General features: G+C 63.9%; 17 protein-coding genes. 3 read left to right on the forward strand and 14 right to left on the reverse strand.

Going from position 1 to position 19,379, the window contains the following annotated elements:
- The first annotated feature begins 13 nt into the window (after positions 1-13).
- Positions 14-736, forward strand: coding sequence for a PP2C family protein-serine/threonine phosphatase (locus tag DBO33_RS16695; protein ID WP_107655863.1), 723 nt, complete (start codon positions 14-16; stop codon positions 734-736).
- 42 nt (positions 737-778) lie between these two features.
- On the opposite strand, the gene DBO33_RS16700 is transcribed toward DBO33_RS16695, so the two are convergent.
- From DBO33_RS16700 to DBO33_RS44695, 9 genes are all read right to left on the reverse strand, one after another.
- Positions 779-1,939 carry a terpene synthase family protein gene (locus tag DBO33_RS16700; protein ID WP_159080306.1) on the reverse strand — a complete coding sequence of 387 codons (1,161 nt, stop codon included), beginning with the start codon at positions 1,937-1,939 and terminating at the stop codon, positions 779-781.
- 66 nt (positions 1,940-2,005) lie between these two features.
- Positions 2,006-3,694 carry an FAD-dependent oxidoreductase gene (locus DBO33_RS16705; protein WP_107655865.1) on the reverse strand — a complete coding sequence of 563 codons (1,689 nt, stop codon included), beginning with the start codon at positions 3,692-3,694 and terminating at the stop codon, positions 2,006-2,008.
- Positions 3,695-4,828, reverse strand: a complete 1,134-nt coding sequence (gene ispG / locus DBO33_RS16710; protein ID WP_107655866.1) for a flavodoxin-dependent (E)-4-hydroxy-3-methylbut-2-enyl-diphosphate synthase — start codon at positions 4,826-4,828, stop codon at positions 3,695-3,697. It lies immediately after the preceding gene.
- Complete coding sequence (locus tag DBO33_RS16715; protein ID WP_107655867.1) at positions 4,815-6,650, reverse strand: 1-deoxy-D-xylulose-5-phosphate synthase; 1,836 nt, start codon at positions 6,648-6,650, stop codon at positions 4,815-4,817. Before DBO33_RS16715 ends, ispG begins: the two co-directional genes overlap by 14 nt.
- On the reverse strand, positions 6,647-7,627 hold the full coding sequence (gene ispH, locus DBO33_RS16720) for a 4-hydroxy-3-methylbut-2-enyl diphosphate reductase (RefSeq protein WP_107655868.1): 981 nt from the start codon (positions 7,625-7,627) through the stop codon (positions 6,647-6,649). The genes DBO33_RS16715 and ispH overlap by 4 nt, the downstream gene beginning before the upstream one ends.
- Positions 7,628-7,630: 3 nt before the next feature.
- On the reverse strand, positions 7,631-9,076 hold the full coding sequence (locus tag DBO33_RS16725; RefSeq protein ID WP_107655869.1) for a family 2B encapsulin nanocompartment shell protein: 1,446 nt from the start codon (positions 9,074-9,076) through the stop codon (positions 7,631-7,633).
- 101 nt (positions 9,077-9,177) lie between these two features.
- Entirely contained in the window at positions 9,178-10,224 is a 1,047-nt protein-coding gene (locus tag DBO33_RS16730) for a polyprenyl synthetase family protein (protein ID WP_107655870.1), read from the reverse strand.
- 248 nt (positions 10,225-10,472) lie between these two features.
- The gene (locus DBO33_RS16735; RefSeq protein WP_159080307.1) at positions 10,473-11,519 is read right to left on the reverse strand and encodes a terpene synthase family protein; all 1,047 of its coding nucleotides are present in this window, start codon (positions 11,517-11,519) and stop codon (positions 10,473-10,475) included.
- Positions 11,516-11,890, reverse strand: a complete 375-nt coding sequence (locus DBO33_RS44695; RefSeq protein ID WP_159080308.1) for a helix-turn-helix domain-containing protein — start codon at positions 11,888-11,890, stop codon at positions 11,516-11,518. Before DBO33_RS44695 ends, DBO33_RS16735 begins: the two co-directional genes overlap by 4 nt.
- Before the next feature lie 221 nt (positions 11,891-12,111).
- Here DBO33_RS44695 and DBO33_RS16745 point away from each other — a divergent pair, with 221 nt between their 5' ends.
- Both DBO33_RS16745 and DBO33_RS16750 read left to right on the forward strand, forming a co-directional pair.
- Positions 12,112-13,218, forward strand: coding sequence for an AraC family transcriptional regulator (locus DBO33_RS16745; RefSeq protein WP_107655873.1), 1,107 nt, complete (start codon positions 12,112-12,114; stop codon positions 13,216-13,218).
- Positions 13,219-13,739: 521 nt separating this feature from the next.
- Positions 13,740-14,123, forward strand: coding sequence for a hypothetical protein (locus tag DBO33_RS16750; protein WP_159080309.1), 384 nt, complete (start codon positions 13,740-13,742; stop codon positions 14,121-14,123).
- Between the two features lie 82 nt (positions 14,124-14,205).
- Here the strand turns inward: DBO33_RS16750 and DBO33_RS16755 are convergent, their stop codons facing one another.
- Genes DBO33_RS16755 through DBO33_RS16775 form a run of 5 tightly spaced genes read right to left on the reverse strand, consistent with a single transcriptional unit; the run spans position 14,206 to position 19,332 of the window.
- Positions 14,206-15,093, reverse strand: coding sequence for an STM4011 family radical SAM protein (locus DBO33_RS16755; protein WP_107655875.1), 888 nt, complete (start codon positions 15,091-15,093; stop codon positions 14,206-14,208).
- Positions 15,094-15,095: 2 nt separating this feature from the next.
- On the reverse strand, positions 15,096-16,436 hold the full coding sequence (locus tag DBO33_RS16760; protein WP_107655876.1) for an STM4012 family radical SAM protein: 1,341 nt from the start codon (positions 16,434-16,436) through the stop codon (positions 15,096-15,098).
- Positions 16,433-17,254 (reverse strand): STM4013/SEN3800 family hydrolase, encoded by an 822-nt coding sequence (locus DBO33_RS16765; protein ID WP_234390881.1) that lies wholly within the window; start codon positions 17,252-17,254, stop codon positions 16,433-16,435. Before DBO33_RS16765 ends, DBO33_RS16760 begins: the two co-directional genes overlap by 4 nt.
- Entirely contained in the window at positions 17,241-18,359 is a 1,119-nt protein-coding gene (locus DBO33_RS16770) for an STM4014 family protein (RefSeq protein WP_234390882.1), read from the reverse strand. Before DBO33_RS16770 ends, DBO33_RS16765 begins: the two co-directional genes overlap by 14 nt.
- A complete protein-coding gene (locus DBO33_RS16775) occupies positions 18,352-19,332 on the reverse strand; it encodes an STM4015 family protein (protein ID WP_107655879.1) in 981 nt (326 codons plus the stop codon). The genes DBO33_RS16770 and DBO33_RS16775 overlap by 8 nt, the downstream gene beginning before the upstream one ends.
- Positions 19,333-19,379: the final 47 nt, after the last annotated feature.

Below are 19,379 nucleotides of genomic sequence, written 5' to 3' on the forward strand. Positions count from 1 at the left end.
GCACAGTGGTGCGATGACCACGCTGAAGCTCAGCTCCGCAAGTGGGAGCGAGATCGGAAATCGCTACCGGGCCAATTTCGATGTCCTGCATCTGGACCCGGAACCCCTGCTCGCCGTTGTCGCGGACGGCATGGGTGACAGCGAAGGTAGTGCTCTTGCCGGGCGGACCGCAGTGGACACCTTCGTCGAGCACGTGAAAGCCGCGGACGGCAAAGCCTGTCCGGAGGTTCTGCGTGCGGCTGTAGCGGCTGCTCAAAAGCGGGTCGGGGACATCGGTCGGCGGGCCGTCGGGCTGGCCGGCTGCACGCTCACCGCGCTGGTCGGATCGGAGACCGGGTACTGGATCACGCAGATCGGTGACTCCCGGGTCTACCGGCTGAGAGAAGGACTATTGGAGTTGCTCACCACGGACCACACCATGGCCTGGCTGGGCGTGATCCACGGCTGGTACCCCATGGCCTCACCGCAAGCCGCCGCTGCGCGCTACCACCTCACCCGATATGTCGGGCACGGTGCGCACCCGGAGCCGGACGTGCTGAGCGTGGGCGTACGACCCGAGGACCGGTTCCTGTTGTGTAGCGACGGTATCGCCGATCAGGTTGCCTACCAACAGATCCTGGAAATACTGGAGCAGCAGAGCTCACCCGACATGATGGTCCGGCAGCTCCTCTCCGCTGCCGATGCGGGCGGGGGAAACGATAACGCCACGGCCCTCGTCATCCAGGTTCATCGTTAGATCAACCTGAATTCACACTGGTCGGCTGACCATAGGGGAGTTTCACTTCAGGAGTTCTTCGGCGAAGCCATCCGTGGTGGCCGAGGGGGTTCCGGTGGGGTGGTAGCGGCTGGTGGTGCTCATCCAATCGTTGTGGCCTCTCAGCCAGTCGCCGAGTCCGGTTACGTAGCGGATTACGTGCTGCTGCTCCGTCTCTGACAGGTGTAGATCTTCGAAAAGTTGGGGCAGTTCGTCGCGCAGTGCGAGGAAGCGACTGATCTGGCCTTCGACGATCCGTTGGATTTCGTCTATCGCGTCTTGGAGAGAATATCGGTTCTGCTTAACCAGAACGGCCACCATGTTGTAGACCTCTCCACGGGCGTGTTCCTTTTCGTAGGAGTAAACGTCGTTGCAGATGAAGGGCACGTCGCTGGCGATCTGCCGCATCAGTCGTAGGTGGGGGCTGTGGAAGGCGATGACAGGGAGTTGGACGCGATTCAGCCGCTCTATCATGTCGGCGACGACCTCTGTACCCGCGCAACCTCGGCGGATCGTCAGGTAATCGTCGAGGGCGGGGATCTGCTGTTCGTGGCGCCGGATTTGCTCGTGCGGGTAGGCGGCGAAGTAGCGTTCCCAGTCACCAGCAGTGCGGGACACCCATAAGGTTGACATGTTCTGACGACCCCGGCGCACGAGATCTTCGAAAGCGTGAGTTACTGGCGAGTCTGGTTGGGCGGTGGGAGCCTGATGGGCGATAGCAATAAGATTCTTACAAACAGAGCCCGCCTGGCCGATGTCGCGGACTTGCAACGTATCGAACTGGTCGTCGAAGAGGAAAAAGAATGCCAACATATCCGTGGCAAGTGCGAGGTCGTTCGGTGTCGCCTCGGGCCAGCAGTCTGCACCGTGGCGACCTACTTCCCAATCGGTGTACGCGTGTTCAGCTTCCGGACTGGTGACCATCCCGTGGTCGCGAAGCCAAGTCATGTTTTGTTTCTCAGCGTAGGCGCGATGCGGGTTGGACCGGGCGGGGATCGGGATGTCGAAGTGTGGCAGCGTAATCGAGCTGCTGGGCGCGAGCGCGCTGGGACCGGCCTTGAATGGGTTGTCCCTGAAAGGGTCTGGTTGCCGTCGTCTGAGTGCTCGGATGCTTGTCGTGCCCATGCCGGTGGGGCTGGTGGGTATGGCGCCGGTGCGTCGCAGGGTTGATACTTCGGAGAACACAGGGACCTCCAGGGAATGGCTGCCGGCGTGAACCGGAGCGTCGGATACTTGGTATGACCTAGGCATTCAGGTGGTGGCCGGATAGTCGACCTCCTTATGCGCCGCGATATCGAGAATCGTGCCCGTGTCGGTGAATTTGACGCGCGGGCAGCCGTTCGCCTGTCCCGCCGCGCGTTCTGCGGAATCAATGGCATGCCAACCGGTTTCGTCGATGTACTGAGGTCTCCGGGTAGCGAGCAGTTCGGCGAATGCGGTGCGGTTACCAGCGGGTGGCGCTAGTGCGCCGGCGAGAAAATCGGTGACGAGGTGTTCCACGGTTTCTTCGGCGTCGAAACGGTTGGTGCCGATCACGCCTTGTGCGCCCCGTTTGACCCATCCCGTCACATACAGCCCCCGGAGCGGTTGGCGGTTGCTGTCGATGACTCGACCCTGCTCATTGGGTACCACCGCGCGGCGGGTGTCGAAGGGGAGGTCGCGGATGGGTTGTGCGCGATAGCCGACAGATCGGAGAACCAACGATGTCTCGATGCTGCCGGTTCGGCCGGTCGGTTCGGCGACATGTGCGCCGTCTACGAGCCGTATCTCGTTGTGCACGAACTTCACTCGTTCTACTTGACCGTGGCCGTAGTAGGCGACCGGTGACAGTAGGTATCGAAATTCGATGCGCCGGGAGCCGGAGCCGGTCGGCGTGGCCGCGTATTCAGCTGTCAATGCGTATTTGAAGGCGGCGGTAGGGTCGTCGAGGAGGGACCGGCTGATCGGATCGAGCACGAGAGCGCTCTCGTCGATGACGACGTCGACGTTCGGGAGGTAGGCCAACGCGAGGAACTCCGTGGACGTATATGCCGCATGCACCGGAGTCCTACGCCCGAGGAGCACTACCTCACGAATCATGCTGTTACGCAGTGCTTCCAGCGCTGGCGGGGAGATATCGGTGATGGCCAGGTCTGCGGGATCGGCGGTGAGGATGCGCGCCACATCTAAAGCGACATTGCCGTTGCCGATGATGACGGCTCTGTCACCGGTGAGGTCGTATTCGTTGTCGGCGCAGTCGGGGTGGCCGTTGTACCAGGCAACGAACTCAGTGGCGGAGCGGCTACCGGGCAACTCCTCACCGGGCACGCCGGTCCGGTGATCGGTGGCGGTGCCGACGGCGTAGATCACCGCATGGTGGTGGTCGAGCAGTTCGGCCTGCGAGATATGCTCGCCGACAGTCACATTGAAGTACCGCTGCACTCCGGCCGCAGTGTGCGTCGAGTCGAAGACCTCAATGATTCGTTTGGTATCGGGGTGATCGGGAGCTACGCCCGCACGCACTAGCCCACCGGGTGTTGGCAGCTTCTCGATCACATCGATCTCCGCGTCGGCCCGGCGCAGCAGCGCCTCGACCGCATAGGAGGCCGCGGGCCCGGCGCCGACGATCGCCACCCGTAGTTTCCGACCTGTCGCGGGCACGCGACGTACTGCGGGCAACGGACTGGTGATGTCGGGTTGCAGTGGATGCTTGTCGTAGTAGTCGGCATTGATATCGGCGTAACGCCGCAGTGGCGCGATGAGATCGTCTTCGGAGAAGATCGCGTCTACCGGACACGGAGGCACGCAGCTGCCGCAGTCGATGCAGGTCGCAGGGTCGATATGCAGTATCTCCGCGGTCGCGTATTCGGCTTGGTCGGGTGTCGGGCGAATGCAATCGACGGGACACTCGGAAATACAGCTGGCGTCCTTACAACAGCGCTGCGTGATGACGTAGGCCATCTAGTAACCTCCCGCCTGCGGCAACGAAGCTGAGCTGTCGTCTCGTGCGACCAGGGCTTGCGCTTCTTCCAGCAGCGTCTCGACGATGAGATGCTCCGGAACTGTGCGCACGACTCGGCCTTTGACGAAAATCTGGCCCTTCCCGTTGCCGGATGAGACGCCCAGGTCGGCTTCGCGCGCTTCGCCGGGACCGTTGACCACACAACCCATCACCGCAACGCGCAGCGGATGGGGAAACCCCTGGAAGGCGGCTTCGACCCGGTTGGCGAGACGGTGAATATCGACCTGGACGCGACCACAACCGGGACAGGAGACGATTTCGAGTTTCCGAGCCCGCAATCCGAGGGCTTGAAGAATGTGGCAGCCTGCTTTGACCTGCTCGACCGGTGGCGCGGAGATCGACACACGAATGGTGTCCCCGATACCTTCCATGAGCAGGATGCCGAACGCGGCCGCCGACTTGATGGCGCCCTGCAAAGTCGGACCGGCTTCTGTCACGCCGAGATGGATCGGATAGTCGCAGCGTTGGGCGAGTAGCCGATTGGCCGCGACCATGGTCAGCGGATCGTGGTGTTTGACCGCGATTTTCAAGTTGCCGAAGCCGTGTTCCTCGAAAAGTGCCGCCTCGTGCAGCGCCGACTCCACCAAAGCTTCCGGAGTCGCCGCACCGTATTTCTCGAGCACGCGTGGGTCGAGAGATCCCGCGTTGACCCCGACTCTGATCGGCACGCCTGCTGCGTCGGCGGCTCGTGCTATCTCGCCGATCCGATCGTCGAATTGCCTGATGTTGCCGGGATTGACACGGACGGCGGCGCAACCCGCTTCGATTGCGGCGAACACATAACGCGGCTGGAAGTGGATGTCGGCGATGACCGGAATCGGTGACTTGGCGGTGATGGTCGGTAGCGCAGCGGCGTCCTCGGGTGTCGGGACAGCGACCCGGACGATGTCACAACCCGCGGCGGTGATCTGGGCGATCTGCTGCAAGGTGGCGTCGACGTCGCAAGTGCGTGTGGTGGTCATGGTCTGGACCGAGATCGGTGCGCCGCCGCCGACCGCGATGCCGCCGATGTGGAGTTGCCTGCTGCGGCGCCTGCTCCGCGTCTCCGGCAGACCGAGGTCAGTGGCGGTCATCAGGTTGTCCTCCTCGCCGGCCTCGAAGCTGCGCGCGGAGGCGATGAATGGTCGCGACTATGCCGCGTGCCGACAGATCGGCCGCGTCGAGCAGCTCGGATCTGCTTCCGTGCGGAAGGAATTGGGCCGGCAGCCCGAGGTTGTACACCGGGGTGCGGTGGCCGGCGTCGAGGAACGACTGGGCGATCGCGGTCCCCACACCAGACGATCGAGTGTTGTCCTCGACCGTGAGGATCACCTCGTACGGTGCTCCCAGCTCGATGAGCTCTGGCGGCACGGGGACAATCCAGCGAGGATCCGCCACCGTGACATCGATGCCCAGCGTGCTCAACTGACGGCACGCTTCAATGCAGTCGGCACCAAGGGGGCCGACGGCAATCAGCAGGACCTCGGGTCTGTCCGCGCGAGCCAGAATATCTACACACCCGATCCGTTCGGTAGCCGCGATTTCTGCTCCGGCCGCCGCTTTGGGAAAGCGCACCGCCGTCGGCCCGGTGGCGCACGCGACGGCTTCGTTCAACAACTCGCGTAACTGGGTCGCGTCGCGCGGCGCGGCGATACGCATGCCGGGCACGATGCCCAGCACCGAGATATCCCACATCCCATGGTGGCTGGCGCCGTCGGGCCCGGTGACTCCGGCCCGGTCCAGCACAAAGGTGACCGGCAGCCGGTGCAGTGCGACGTCCATCAGGATTTGGTCGAAGGCGCGGTTGAGGAAGGTGGAGTAGATCGTTACGACCGGATGCTTGCCCGCCATGGCCAGCCCGGCGGCGCTGGTGACGGCATGCTGCTCGGCCAGACCCACATCGAAACAGCGGTGTGGGAACCGCTGTGCAAACGACCGCAGTCCGGTCGGGCCTGCCATCGCGGCCGTGATGGCGACGATATCGCTGCGCCGCTCGGCGATCGCGGTGAGTTCGGCGGTGAAGACATCAGTCCATGTGGTTGCGTTGACGCGAGGGCCGGTCGTGTGCAGCTTTTCCTGGTCGCGCACGGCAGGCTCATAACCCTTGCCCTTGACGGTGACCACATGAACCACCGCGGGTCGTGCCAGGCGGCGGGCCGCGTGCAGCGCCGACTCGACGGCGGCGATGTCGTGGCCGTCGACTGGGCCGAGGTAGGCCAGACCGAGTTGTTCGAAGATGTTGCTGGACGGTCGGATTCGTGCCGGATCTGGGTCTGTCACCTCGGTGAGCTGATGGCTCAGCAGCGCCAGGTGCGTGGCGACAGCTCCCGCGGTGGGTGAATAAGAGTAGCCATTATCGTTCAGGACAACGGTCACCGGACGGTCCGGTGCCGCACCGAGATTATTGAGAGCCTCGTAGGCGAGGCCGCCGGTCAGGGCACCATCGCCGACGATCGCGACGACGGCCCGGTCGGCACACTGGTTGAGCTGGTGCGCCTTGGCGATGCCGTCGGCGTAGGCGAGTGCCGTCGAGGCGTGGCTGTTCTCGATGACATCGTGGGGAGACTCCGCACGATTCGGATATCCGGACAGACCGCCGGGTTGTCGCAGCGAATGGGCGAAGGTACGCAGGCGGCCGGTGAGCAGCTTGTGCGGGTATGTCTGGTGGCCTGTGTCGAAAAGCAATGTATCGCGGGGTGATTCGAAGACGCGGTGCAGCGCGATGGTGAGTTCGACGACGCCGAGGTTAGGTCCGAGGTGTCCGCCGAAATCGTTGACAGTGTCGATGATCACCTGGCGGATCTGATCGGCAACCGCGGAAAGCTGTGCAGGCGAAAGCTTTCGAAGTTGCGCTGGGTTCTGTGCTTGTTCGAGGAGTTGGTCGGCTTCCTCGGGTGCGGAAATAGTTGTGCTCATTGTTGTCGCCTTACGTAGGTGGGAGGGGCGAAAGCCACGTCTTCGACGGCGACGGCATGCTCTTGGACGGTGATCGGCCCGTCGGCCCGCAACCTCTCGAGGACGGCTTCGACCAGAGCTGAGGGCGCGGACGCGCCTGCGGAGAGGCCGATCGTGCCGGCCGATTCGAGCCAGGCCGGTTCGATCGCCGCGGCGTCCTCGATCAGATACGCCGGTGTCCCGCATCGTTGCGCCACCTCCACCATGCGCTGGGTATTGGAGGAGTTGGCCGAGCCGACGACCAGTACGACATCGCTACGGCGGGCGACTTCCTCGACCGCGTGCTGGCGGTTGGTGCTGGCGTAGCAGATATCGGCGCTGGCAGGCCCGCGCAAGTGCGGGAACCGTTCGCGCAGTGCCGCCACGGTATCGGCAGTCTCTTCGACCGACAGCGTGGTCTGGGTGAGATAGGAAACGCGGGACTCGTCCGGGATATCGAGGGTGGCCACTTGTGCCGGGGTGTCGACGACCACGGTCGTTTCCGGTGCTTCGCCGAACGTTCCGTCGATCTCTTCGTGTCCGCCGTGTCCGATCAACACGATCGTGTCACCGCGCGCCGCGAAACGCCGGGCTTCGGCATGGACCTTGGTGACCAAGGGACAGCACGCGTCGACAACGATCAGTCCGCGGTGCACGGCCTGTTCGCGAACCTGCGGGGAAACACCGTGCGCCGAGAACACCACCGTGGCCCCGCTCGGCACTTCATCCAGCTCCTCGACGAATACCGCGCCGCGGGCCGCGAGTTCGGCCACCACATGAGTGTTGTGCACGATCTGTTTTCGCACGTAGACCGGCTCCTGCCGATTCGATACGGCCAGTAGGCGTTCGACCGTATCGATCGCGCGATCGACGCCGGCGCAGAACGACCGCGGCGACGCGAGCAGAACCGTTTTCGGCGTGCGCGCTCCTCCACCGAGTGTGGGTTTATGCGCGGCCACCGCTCAGGCCCCTCGGGGCGCGGAGATGTTGACGTTGTCGAGAATGCCGATTGCATCGGGCACCAGGATCGCGACGGAATAATAAGCAGTGACCAAGTATTCGATAATGGCGCGCTGGGTGATTCCCATATAACGGACGTTCAGGCCGGGCTCGTATTCGTCGGGCAGCGCGGTTTTGTAGAGCCCGACCACGCCCTCCTCCCGTTCACCGGTGCGCATAGCGATGATCGAGGTGGTGTGGCGGGGTGAGATCGGGATCTTGGAGCACGGATACAAGGGAGTTCCACGCCACGTCACCACACGGTGACCGTCGATGATCGTCGTTTCCGGAACCAGGCCTCTGCGGTTGCACTCACGGCCGAACGCCGCGATGGCTTTCGGGTGAGCCAGCAGGAGATCGGTCCGGCGGCGCATAGCGAGCAGGTCATCGATGTCGTCGGGGCTCGGTGGGCCCGTTTGCGTCGAGATGCGCTGGTCGTAGTCGGTGTTGTGCAGCAGACCGAAGTCGCGGTTGTTGAGCAACTCCCACTCCTGCTCCTCCCGAATCTCTTCGACTGTCAGTCGCACCTGCTGCTCGACCTGGTTCATGGGCTCGTTGTAGAGGTCGGCGACGCGGGTCTGAATGCGCAGGATGGTTTGGGTCAGGGACAGCTCGTACTCACGCGGCGCGAGGTCGTAGTCGACGAAGGAGGTGGACACCTCGGATTCGCCGTCATGACCTGCGGTCAGCTCGACCACGGCCTCGCCCTTGGCGTTTACCCGCATGGATGAATTGCTGACGAACGCGTCGAGGTGATCGCGCAGGTCCTGATTGTTGTCGACCACCTCGAGAAAGCTCGACCACGGAATGACCATCAGCGTGCCCGCGGAGTCGGCTTTGACGGTGGCGGTCCACAGGGGATCGGATTGCAGGAGAGCCTCGTCGCCCAGCCGGTCGCCATCGGTCAGCACGCCGAGGGTGATCGGTTCGCCGTAACTGCCGGTCGTGCTCCGGACGAGGCGGCCGTGGACGACGATGACCGCCTCCTGGACGGGCTGGCCCTCTTCGAGGATGACCTCGCCCGCCTCGAAACTCCTGGCGGTGCATCTACGCGCGATTTCACGCAATACCTCGATATTCGTGTACCCGCGCAGGGTCGGAACTCCGCACAAGCTCTCGGGGATGAGCTGGATATCGTCGGGGCCGTTGTGGCTGAACGCGATCCGGCCGCTCTGTGTTCGCAGCGACAAACGTCGGTTCACCCGGTAAGCGCCACCGGGTACATCGATCCAGGGCAGTTTACGCAACAGCCACCTCGACGTGATGCCCGCCATCAGGGGCGCAGTCTTGGTGGTGGTGGCGAGGTTTCGAGCAGCGGAGGTGCTCAGCGAGCTGTGCCCATTGCGTGTCGAAGGGGTGACTCGTTCGGCATCGTCGGGCAGGCCGACGGATTCTTCTACAGCGGTCATGACTGGCCTCTTCTGAAGGGGTTTTTGGTGTGACTTCGAATTCGGTGCGCGTGGGTGTTGATCCGATATGTTCAGCTTTCTGCCGGGTGGTCGGGGTCATTTCATCGATCACGGTCCGCCAGCATGCGTGCGAGCGCGACCAGGTCGGATGCGGCTGCGTGGCCGGGCAATGCGGCGATGGCGTCGCGAATGCAGTGGTCGCTGCACTGTTCGGCCCACGCTCTTCCACCAGCCGAATCCACCAACTCCGCGATTCGTACGATTGCTGCGGGCGTCGGACTCGTGCCGGATAGATACAATTCGGCCAATTCCGCCGACGCCGCGTCACCCGAGGACAGCGCGGCGATCACCGGCAATGTCAATTTGCGGCGCGCGAGATCGCCAGTCGGCTTACCGGTGGTACGTGGGTCTCCCCATATTCCCAACAAGTCGTCGACGAATTGAAATGCCAGTCCCAGCTGGCGACCGAATTGATCCATCATCGACACAGTGGGCCGATCGGCACCCGAAGCCACCGCGCCGAGCGCGCAGGCGCAGCCCATTATTGCCCCGGTCTTGTCCATTGCCATGCTCATGTATGCGTCGATGCCGACGTGCTGCCGGTTATCGAACAGGCAGTCCCTGTGCTGCCCGCGGCACATCTCGATGACCGCGGTCTCCAGTGCGGTCACCGCCTGGGTCACGTGCGCCGCGGGCGTTTGATCCGAGATAATTCGCAGGGCAAGGGCGTGGAAGGTGTTGCCCAGCAATATCGCATCGGTGCGCCCCCATACGCGCCACACTGTGGGCCGGCCCCGCCGCATTTCGTCGTCATCCATGATGTCGTCATGGATCAACGTGAAATTGTGGACGAGTTCGACAGCGGCGGCATACACCGTCGCGGTGGGTGGCGCAACACCGAGACTCGCGGCCGCGGCTATCGTCAGTGCCGGCCGCAACGCCTTTCCGGACCCTCCCGTCGTCGGCGCTCCGGACTGATCCCACCATCCGAAGTGATAACCCGCCATCGAACGCAATGGCTCGGGCAAGGTGCTCACTGCGTTACGAAGAATCGGATCGCATGCGTGCTTGGCGTTGGTCAGCAGCTCGGTGGCCCGCCGGTCGGCTACATCGTATATGTGCCTGTTCGCGTTGTCTGCAATAGTCATTTGCGACCTCTTCTCGGCAGCGACGATAGACCGGAATGCAGGCTGTTTCGGATATGAAACAAGACTGCTCCAGTTGCGGTTCTGGGGGCTGATTGTGGAACCTATCGAAAATCGAGCGTAAGGCGCACATCAGTTGCCGGGCAAGGATTTACATAAATCCTCTTCGATATCGCGCGTAACAATTCGATACGTTCGGCTGTGGTTCGGTGATAGTTCAGCATTGATTCGAGATTAATTCTGCGGTTGTCTCAGTCGGCAGCATCGATGATCGTGCGGTCGTGCAATAGCGTGAGCCGGCCGGTCCGAAGTCCGTTCCAGCCGTAGCCGCGGCCGCCGTAGCGGGCGGTTTCCATGCTCCACCGCAGATTGCCCGAGCAAATATGGTGTAGCGCGTCGATGTAGGTCAGCACGTCCGGGTCCGACCGGTACCGTAGGCGCAGCATCGCGGACAGCGCCGCGAGTGCACGATCCGCGTCACGGACCCACTGACTCACGATATCGACCGATTCCTGCAGACTGTGCCGCCTGGTGTCCATCAGTGACGCAAGGACATTGACCAACTCGCCGTCGAAGCACTCTTTACGAAACGAGTACATGTCGTTGACGAGTAGTACGTGATCGATGGCGGCGTATCCCATTCGTACGAGGTCGGGATCGTGTTCCAGATGTGACGTGAGGTCCAAGCCATGGACATATTCCGCGATCACCAGCCCGGGTCGCATGCCGATGCTGACGCGGCGGATTCGCAAGTAGGTATCCACGTCCGGAATGCTGGCGAGGTCACGTAGCTCGTTCTCGGCGACCGCGCTCTCGAACCAGTCCTGCCAGCACAGCCGGTATCGACGAAAGACGGCGGGGGGCATGTGGCGCCGGAGCGTGCCGAAAGCGTCGTGGAAGGCGGGTCCATACGGGTTGTCGGAAGACCCGCCGTCGGCGATGTCATCGAAAAGCGCACGTTGCACCACCGCCAGGTCTTCTACTTGGAACATCAACGACAGCACGCAGGTCGAGTGGACGATGCGATCGGGCATGCCGTGCGGGAATTGCATGGATTCCGAGAGCGGGTAACGACATTCGAAGAAGTTCGACATCTCGTCGGGATCGTTGAAGAACAGGAAGCGGCGAACCCACGCGGCGTTGCGTTCGTAGATGGCGGGATAGTCCGGGTTGATCTTCGACGGTGTACCACAGGCCAGCTGCGACAGATAGCAGGTGGTACCTGGCCCGATCAAGGGATATGGCGCGGAAACACGGAGGCTTCTCGGTCTACGCGCGGCACCATAGGTTGTGGTCACCAGGCCTCCTCGTCGCTAGCACAGCGCAGCGGCAGTGGTCGCGGGATACGTGTCTCCGTGTAGAGGCGTTGAACAACTGAACCGGCAGCGCTGGTATCACCGAGACGTCGAACCTCACCGGCCCAGTTCTGACGCCCGTGCTCGTGTACCGCTTGTGTGAAACGAGACCGTATTTGCTCCGAGGATCCTGCCAGCACTGCATCCAGCAAGGCCTGCTTCGACGGCCGCGGATGCACCGAGTCTCCGCCCGCCTCCCATTTCGACACCATGCGGGTGCTCACGCCCATCCGTCGCGAGAACTCGCGCACGGTCAATCTGCTTGCCTCCCTGAGCATTCGGGTTTCGCTTCCAGACCAACGTCGAATATTCATCAGCACTCCTTCACTTTTGTGAAACCGATCAGCCGCGCACAGCCTCCATGCACGCGGAATCACATCCGCAGAGAAGGTCTTTGGATCCGTTGTGGGAGTTACGATTGAGTCTTTCCCGCACGGTCGTGACGCAGCCCCTAGCTGGGGTGCGCTCGGGTCTCGCGGAGGAGGTCGGGCTTGTATGAGTCGCGGTGCGGTGTTCGAGAATTGCCTGACCGGCGATGCACGGTCGCGACGTCAAGTCCTTTTCAGCCTATCGAGTGGGCCAGAACCGATCTGGACTCGATGTGCACAGCAATGGCCTATCTGTGCACGGTTGCGCGAATCCATTCAGAAAGCACCGGAGTTGCGAATTGGAAGGACGGCGAGTGGCTATCTTGCTCGATACCTTGTCGGTCGAACCGGGCGATCGGGCCGAGGTGATCGCGACGGCTGTGCAGCAGGCGACCGCGCCCGCGCAGATAGTCGTCAGCGATTCGGGACCGGCGGTGAGCGGTCGTATCGAGGCGTGGCAGTTCGGTAGCACCGATCTGCGGCGTATTCAGACGGGCGGATACGTTGTCAGACGTACCGCGCGACTGATCCGTGTCGCACCGGCGCCATGCTTGATGATCTTTGTCTCCTCGGTCTCCACCATACGGTGGAGACAAGGTGACGGTCAGTACGAGATCGAGCCGGGGCAGTTGTACGTTGCCGATCTCAACCAGCCCTTCGAAGGTGACTGGCGTGGCGGTGAAGTCCTGACCATGCAGGTGCCGCTGGAGCTGCTCGGTGTACCTGTGGAGACCATTCGCCGTGCGGTGGGAGCTCTCTCCGTGAGTCCGATGCAGCGTCTGGTCGCCACCCACATTTCGCTCATGGCGAGTACGGCCGACGCTATCGAGGCCGATCCTGCCGCACGGGACTTCGGCGATGCGTGCGTAGACCTGGCGCGTGCGTTGATCAGCTCCGACGCTGTGCGAAAAGGTGACGGCACTGTATTGCCCGCAGAACTGCTGGTATCCCAGATCCGCGACTATGTTCGCAGCCATCTGATCGACCCGGACCTCAGCCCCGCGCGCATCGCGCGCGCACATCACATTTCTGTTCGCTATCTCTACAAGCTCTGTGCCGAAGCGAATTTCAGTCTGCACCAATGGATCATCAGTCAGCGATTGGTGCAGGTGCACCGGGCACTGACGAGTCCCCGGGACAGTCACCGGCCCATCGCGGTGATCGCGCAGCAGTACGGGTTCCGTGACCCGTCGCATTTCTCGCGCAGCTTCCGCTCGGCGTTCGGGATGACGCCGCGCGAGTGGCGGCGCATGGGGCAGGAGGCCATGTTGTAAAGGGCGGCCGTTGACGCGGCAGGGTGCGACCTGAGCCGCAGGACACGCCGTTGTGTCCCGGTGCACGACATTGTGCGCAGCTCAGGGCCTATTCACGAACGGCCCGGACGGGGTCGAGCATCGAATGTTCATCGCCGATAGCAAAGGCGCTGGCTCGGTGCTCAACCGAATATGAGCGTATCGAGGGTGGTAGAGCCGATTTCGGTTCGATGTGCACGTCACTGGCCGATTTGTGCACGATTCTGGCCGAATGGCTTGCGCTCGGCTGTGTTCGGTCGACGAGAAAACTCGGGTGATCGTTCGATGGGCGGTCACCGGGGCGTAACTTGCCGAAGGGGTGCTCGCGGTATGGTGCGGGGGTGGCGGATGGGGGCATCGAGTTCAAGCCGGATGCGGAAGATCCTAAGCGGGTGCGGATGTCGCGGGGGCTGCCCGGTGGGGTTTCGCGGGCGGAGATCAGTTTTCGAGTGGCGGGTGGGTTGCGGGGGACGCGGGCGGCGCGGCGGTCCGAGGCGGAGTTCGTGCACCTGCGGACGGCGGTAGATGGGGGGTATGAGGGGCCGTGGAGTGAGCCGGAGCGGCTGTCGGTGGAGGATGGCAGACGTTATGTCGAACAGGTGGAGCAGCGCATAGCGTTGCAGGAAGCCGAGATTCGGCGGCGTCGCGAGGCTGTTGATTTGATGTGCCAGTGGTGTGAAAGGCAGCGGACCTATATCGGGGTGCTGGGGTTTGTCACCGGGCATGCCGGGTTGTTGACCGATCATCCGAGTGAATTCGGGCAGCAGGTGGTCAAGCAACATGCTTATCGGTGTGATCGGTGCGGGTCGACGATGTTCTTCGCCGATGGGTTCATGGCGCATCCGTTGCCTGGTCGGCCTGCGCCGGAAGATGGGGATCGGCCGTAGACCTGTGTCGTGCAGATGTGACCGCTGTGCCGCGGTCAGGGCTGGTTCGATATCGGGCGGGACGAGTCCTCCGCGCTGACAGTCAAGCAATTCCGTGCCACTGCGGGACACCGAGGTCGGTTGCATCTTGTCGAGCGGGGATGCGTTCGAGGACGCCACCGGCGAAAACGTCGTAGAGCGGGAGCGTTTCGAGGTGGACGTAGCCGATGTGGCAGTCGCAGATGGTGAGTGGGCAGGGGCGGGGAGCCAGGGCGGTGCGGTAGGAGTTGTCGTAGAGGTTTCCCAAGGGGTCGCGGACGAAATGGCAGCGGCGCACGGTGCCGTCGCCGTCGACGGAGATGACGGACGAACCGGTTCGGCAGGCTTGTCCGGCGGACTGGTGGGGGTGGCGGCTGATGGGGAAGAGGGGGTCGAGGGCGGTCCAGGTTTCGGCTTGGGCGTCGGTGTAGGTGTGGCCTTCGGCGGCGTTCACCCAGAGGTAGATGTGGTCGGGGAGGTCTGTTCGTAGCCGTTGTGCGTGCTCCAGATGCTCGGGTACGCCGACTATTCCGACGCTGAAGCGGATACCTGCACTGGCGAGCTGGTGGGTTTTGTCGAGGAAACGGTGGTAGGGGGTTTGGCCGGGGTGGTAGGTGCACCAGAGGGCGAGGGTGTCGGGGTCGGCGTCGGACAACCAGTTCGTGCGACAGCTGAGGTTGGTCTGGATGGCGACGCGGTCGATGTGCGGGGCATGAGACAGCTCGACCAGGGCACGGCGATACCAGGAGCGCACCAGGCCTTCGCCCCACGGGGTGAAGAGGAGGGAGAGCCGGTCGCCGGTCTGCTGGTGCGCCCAGGTGGTGAATCGTTCGAGGCAGGCGCGGTCGGCGCGCAGTTGCGCGGTGCTGTCTCTGCGTTTGGCGAAGGGGCAGTACGGGCAGTCGTAGTCGCAGGATGCGAGTGGGCCGCGGTAGAGGATGGTCAGGTCCACGGCTATCTCAGTTCGTAGGCGGCCATGGCCGCTTGCACTGTGGCAGAGAAGAATTCGGGGCCGATCGCGTCGGAGTAGGCGAGGCCGTCCGGCGTGAGGCGCAGGCAGTCGGGATCGGTGTCGGACAGCCAGCCACGGTCACCCAGCGTCCGCAATTCGGTGGGGAAGTCCTGCCACGGGTCGTTACCGAACTGCAGGCGATAGTCCGCGATCGGGAAGCCGTCGGCTTGCAACAGCGACTGGAGCAGAAATCTGCGCTTCGCTTCGTCCTGATCGATCACTCGCCCATGGACGGCGCGACTGAAATCGGTTGTAGCGGTGTAGGAATCGATGATGGTGCGGACCTCTCGCATGGAGACCGCGTAGTCGAACGAGTAGTGCAGTTCGGAGGTGTAGGAGCGGGCGCCGCAACCGAGTCCGATCATGCCGTCGGTCTGGCAGGCGTAATCGTCGGGTCCCTGTGGCGGGGCGTCGGTGCGGCGGAACATGCGCATGGAGACCTGCGTATAGTCGTGCGCGAGCAGATGATCGCGGCCCTCGGTGTAGCGGCGCAGCCGTTGTTCATCCCAATCCAGCTCTGCGACAGCGGGATCGGCGTGGCGGGCGAGGCCGGTCAGCGGGCGCACGTAGAGCGGATAGAGGTAGATCTCTTCGGGTCGCCAGGCCAGTGCGGCATCGAGAGACAGTCGCCAACTCGCCTCGGTCTGACCGTCGATGCCGTAGATCAGGTCGATATTGAGGACCGGGATGTCGGTGTCCCGGATGCGTGCGAGGGCCGCCTCGACCTCGGCGCGTCGTTGGGGTCGTACGGCGGCGCGGGCCTCCTCGTCGATGAAGCTCTGCACGCCGATGCTCAGCCGGGTTGTCCCTCGCTCGGCGAGTACGGCCAGGCGATCGGCGGTGGCCGTACTCGGCGAGGTCTCGACCGACAGCGGAATGGACCGTAGGTCGGCGCCCATGAGCACCTCGGCGATATCGCACAGCCGCGACAACTCGGCGGCCTCGAGATAGGTCGGCGTGCCGCCGCCGAACGCGGCATTCGCGAAACGCACGGGTTCTCGGTCGCCGAGGGCGGCCCGCACGGCTTGCGCCTGCCGGGTGAGGGCGTCGAGGTATCGGCCGGTGAGCCCGTCCGGCGCCCCGACCCGGGTGAACAGATTGCAGAAGCCGCAGCGCACTTCACAGAACGGGATGTGCAGATACAACGAAAGCGCTTGTCTCGGTTGGTCTGCCCACAGATCGGCGAGTGCGGGACTCGGTGTCAGCGGTCGATACGCGGTCTTGTGCGGATACGCGTACACGTAGTTCTGATAGGGCCGCGGTAGCGCGATGGTCTCGATCATGCGGAAGGCTCCAGGAAGAAATGGCTGTAGGGGACGGTCCATACGGATTCGTGGCCGAGCCGGTGGCCGGTGTAGCCGTCGTCGCCGTAGGCGGTGCCGTGGTCGGAGCAGACGATGGCGAAGCAGCGCCGCCGGGAGCGCATGGCCTCGAACAGTCGGCCGACATGCTCATCGATGTATTGCAGAGCGGCAGCGTGTGTTTCGCGGCTGTCACCGTTTTCGCGGGTGGCTCCCGGCAGATGGAACCAGTTGGGTTGATGGAGCGCGGAAGCGTTGAGGAACAAGAAGAGTCGTTGCTCGGCGGGGAGGTCGGCGACCACTTTCTCAGCGCGGGCTACCTGAGACTCGAACGAACTGGGCGATGCCACCGAAAAGTCCGGCTCCCAGTGACTTTCCGCGAACAGCCCCGGCAGCACGTTGCCGAGGGCGCCTTGTTTGTTGAAGAACCCGACACCGCCGATGCAGGCCGTGTGATAGCCGCGGTCCGCGAGAGCGGTTACCAGGTCGGGGGAGTCGAAGACGAAGGTGCCGTCGGCGGTCGTTTCGCTACCGGCGAAGCGGGCGGCGAAGAGGCGGGGGTGCGGGCCCGGCGCCGCGGGCGTCGGTAGGAATCCGGCGAATATTGCCTGATGGGAGGCGTAGGTGAAATTGCCTGGCGCGTGTCGCCGCTCCCACGTGCCGCCGGGAAGATGGGCGGACAGGTTCGGTAGTTTGCCGGCCGCCGCGAGCTCGACCGCGACGTCGTAGCGAAGCGTATCGAGGGTGAGTAGCAGCAGATCGTCGCGGCCGACGACCTCGTTCATGTCAGGCCGGTGCATACTTCTCCTTCGATGAATCCCGCTGTCGCGCAAGGAAATATGGCGCTGCGCGCAGTTGTGCGGTGTAGGTGTCCAGGCCTGCGGCGGGGCCTTCGGGTAGTCCGGTGAGTCGCGGAAGGAGATCGCCGAACGCATTGACCTCGCCGACCGTGAACCGCCGCCAGCCGATCGAGGGCAGCAGATCGACACCGACGCAGAGCGTTCCGGGAAAGCAGGCGGCGGCCCGCTCGCAGATCGTCAGTGCTTCGTCCCAGTGTTTACCCGCCGCCGCGCGAACGGCGGCGAGGTCACCGCGGGCGCCGCCGAGGTGCAGGTTGGTCATCGGTGCACGGCTCGTGCGCACTACGGCGTGGGTGGCGCGGCCCGCGATAACGAGCACCCGTAGGTCGGCGGTCCGGCCGGCCAGTGCAGCCTTCGGCACCCACTGCTCGATGTGCAGCCCGTCGGGTGCGAGCCGGTCGACGATCGCGGCGATCTCGGATTCGCTGGTGTAGCAACGGATCTTGAGCGAGTTGTGGAGTCGGCCGCCGGACGCGACCTCTACCGAGGTGGTCGCCCGCAGCCGGCCTGTGCTGGTGGATTCGATCGCCAGCACACCCGATGCGGAGGATCCGTGCGCGAGCTTGACGAAGACGCGGTGCAGGCGGGCGTCGCGCATGCGATCTCGCACGTCGGACCAGTCTCTCAGGGGAGCTGCGACACCGGAGGTGGGTGAGCGTGGCACCGGTACGGCCGCGGCGTCGAGGCGGGCATGGCATAGTCGCTTGTCGAACAGCAGTGCCAGTTCCCCCAGATCGTCCAGCCGGATACCGCCGCGCAGCGATCCGACCGCGTCACGGAACCGCGCGTACCACCGTGCCGAACCTTCCACGCGGGTTGGATCTTTCACACCTCGCAGTAGCTCGTCCACCTCGGGGTTCTCCCCAGGCGAATCGAGCCGGACGATCTCGTCGTCGGCGAAGTCGTGCCCGGCGTCGCGCAGTACATCACGCCACTCGACGACCCGCGGCGCGGCCATACCTGCCGCGCGCGCGGTGTCGAGGAACAGGCCGACCCGACGATTCTCGCCGTTGCCGACGACTACCCAGCGTCGCGACTCACTCACCGACCGCGACGAAGCGCCAGACAGTGCCCGCGTCCTCATCTTCGTCGGAGTAGGCGTCGTCGGGATCCAGGTTCAGCTTCACCCCGGCAGGCGCGAGTGCTTCGGTCAGCCGGGTGCGCATCGCCGCGGAGAGGTAGTTGTGGTGCAGGTCCAGGAATTTCAGATGGGTGAGCGGTTGTCCGGTGAGCAGGGCGGCGGCGCCGTCGTCGGTGAGCACGCCCATCGAAACGTCGAGCACATCGAGGCGGGCCACCACCGGCGCCGACGCGAGCGCGGCGCAGACTTCGTCCTGGATCTCGCTGTTGCGCAACGCAAGGTGCTGCAGGCTCGGTAGCCGGGTGCCGGCCAGGATCGGGCCGAGATCGGCGATGCCGGCGTCGCCGCCGTACTCCGAGGTGCCGAGCCATAGATCGAGATGGGTGAGTGCGGGCAGGTCGCTCGCGGCGATCCCGCGCACCACCTCGGCGGGCATACCGCCGGTTTCGACGGTCAGCTTCCGGAGACGCTCGTGGCGGATCGCCGGGAACACCAGTTCCTGGCCGCCGCGTATGCCGAGTTCGGTCAACTCCGGGAAGGCCTCGAGCAGCACCGTCGGCTGCCCCTGGTGGATCCAGGAGATCTCGCACTCCTCACCGACGATGTCGCCGAGGAACAAGGCGCGCAGCGCGGGGAACCGATCCTTGGCGGCGAGCAAGGCCTCGAAGATCTCGTCCGGCTTGGTTTCGTACGCCTCGGTCCAGCAACCCACGATGAGCGCCCGCACTTCGGTGGTGTCCACGGTGTCGAGAAATTCGGCGAAGGCCGCGCCCCAGGATTCTTCCTCTTCGTAGGACGGGACACCGATGCGCCAGGCGACCGAGTCCGTGACCGGGAGCACGACGCCTGCGGACTTTTCCGAGCCTTCCGTATCGGTGGTCGGAAAGTCGTACGCGGGCAAGCCGCCGAACTCTTGCAAATGGTCCCCGACACTCATGCCTGCACCTCGCTGGCGCTCGGCTCCGGCCTGCGCGTCGCGCACTG

Source organism: Nocardia suismassiliense, assembly GCF_900269665.1.
GTDB classification, from domain to species: Bacteria; Actinomycetota; Actinomycetes; order Mycobacteriales; family Mycobacteriaceae; genus Nocardia; species Nocardia suismassiliense.

What these genes read in the sequence shown, in the direction of transcription:
- DBO33_RS44695 (WP_159080308.1), bottom strand. Translation starts at nt 11,890, where the DNA reads ATGAATATTCGACGTTGGTCTGGAAGCGAAACCCGAATGCTCAGGGAG.
- DBO33_RS16705 (WP_107655865.1), bottom strand. Translation starts at nt 3,694, where the DNA reads ATGGCCTACGTCATCACGCAGCGCTGTTGTAAGGACGCCAGCTGTATT.
- DBO33_RS16745 (WP_107655873.1), top strand. Translation starts at nt 12,112, where the DNA reads ATGCACGGTCGCGACGTCAAGTCCTTTTCAGCCTATCGAGTGGGCCAG.
- ispG (WP_107655866.1), bottom strand. Translation starts at nt 4,828, where the DNA reads ATGACCGCCACTGACCTCGGTCTGCCGGAGACGCGGAGCAGGCGCCGC.
- DBO33_RS16765 (WP_234390881.1), bottom strand. Translation starts at nt 17,254, where the DNA reads ATGCACCGGCCTGACATGAACGAGGTCGTCGGCCGCGACGATCTGCTG.
- DBO33_RS16715 (WP_107655867.1), bottom strand. Translation starts at nt 6,650, where the DNA reads ATGAGCACAACTATTTCCGCACCCGAGGAAGCCGACCAACTCCTCGAA.
- DBO33_RS16725 (WP_107655869.1), bottom strand. Translation starts at nt 9,076, where the DNA reads ATGACCGCTGTAGAAGAATCCGTCGGCCTGCCCGACGATGCCGAACGA.
- DBO33_RS16730 (WP_107655870.1), bottom strand. Translation starts at nt 10,224, where the DNA reads ATGACTATTGCAGACAACGCGAACAGGCACATATACGATGTAGCCGAC.
- DBO33_RS16760 (WP_107655876.1), bottom strand. Translation starts at nt 16,436, where the DNA reads ATGATCGAGACCATCGCGCTACCGCGGCCCTATCAGAACTACGTGTAC.
- DBO33_RS16775 (WP_107655879.1), bottom strand. Translation starts at nt 19,332, where the DNA reads ATGAGTGTCGGGGACCATTTGCAAGAGTTCGGCGGCTTGCCCGCGTAC.
- DBO33_RS16695 (WP_107655863.1), top strand. Translation starts at nt 14, where the DNA reads ATGACCACGCTGAAGCTCAGCTCCGCAAGTGGGAGCGAGATCGGAAAT.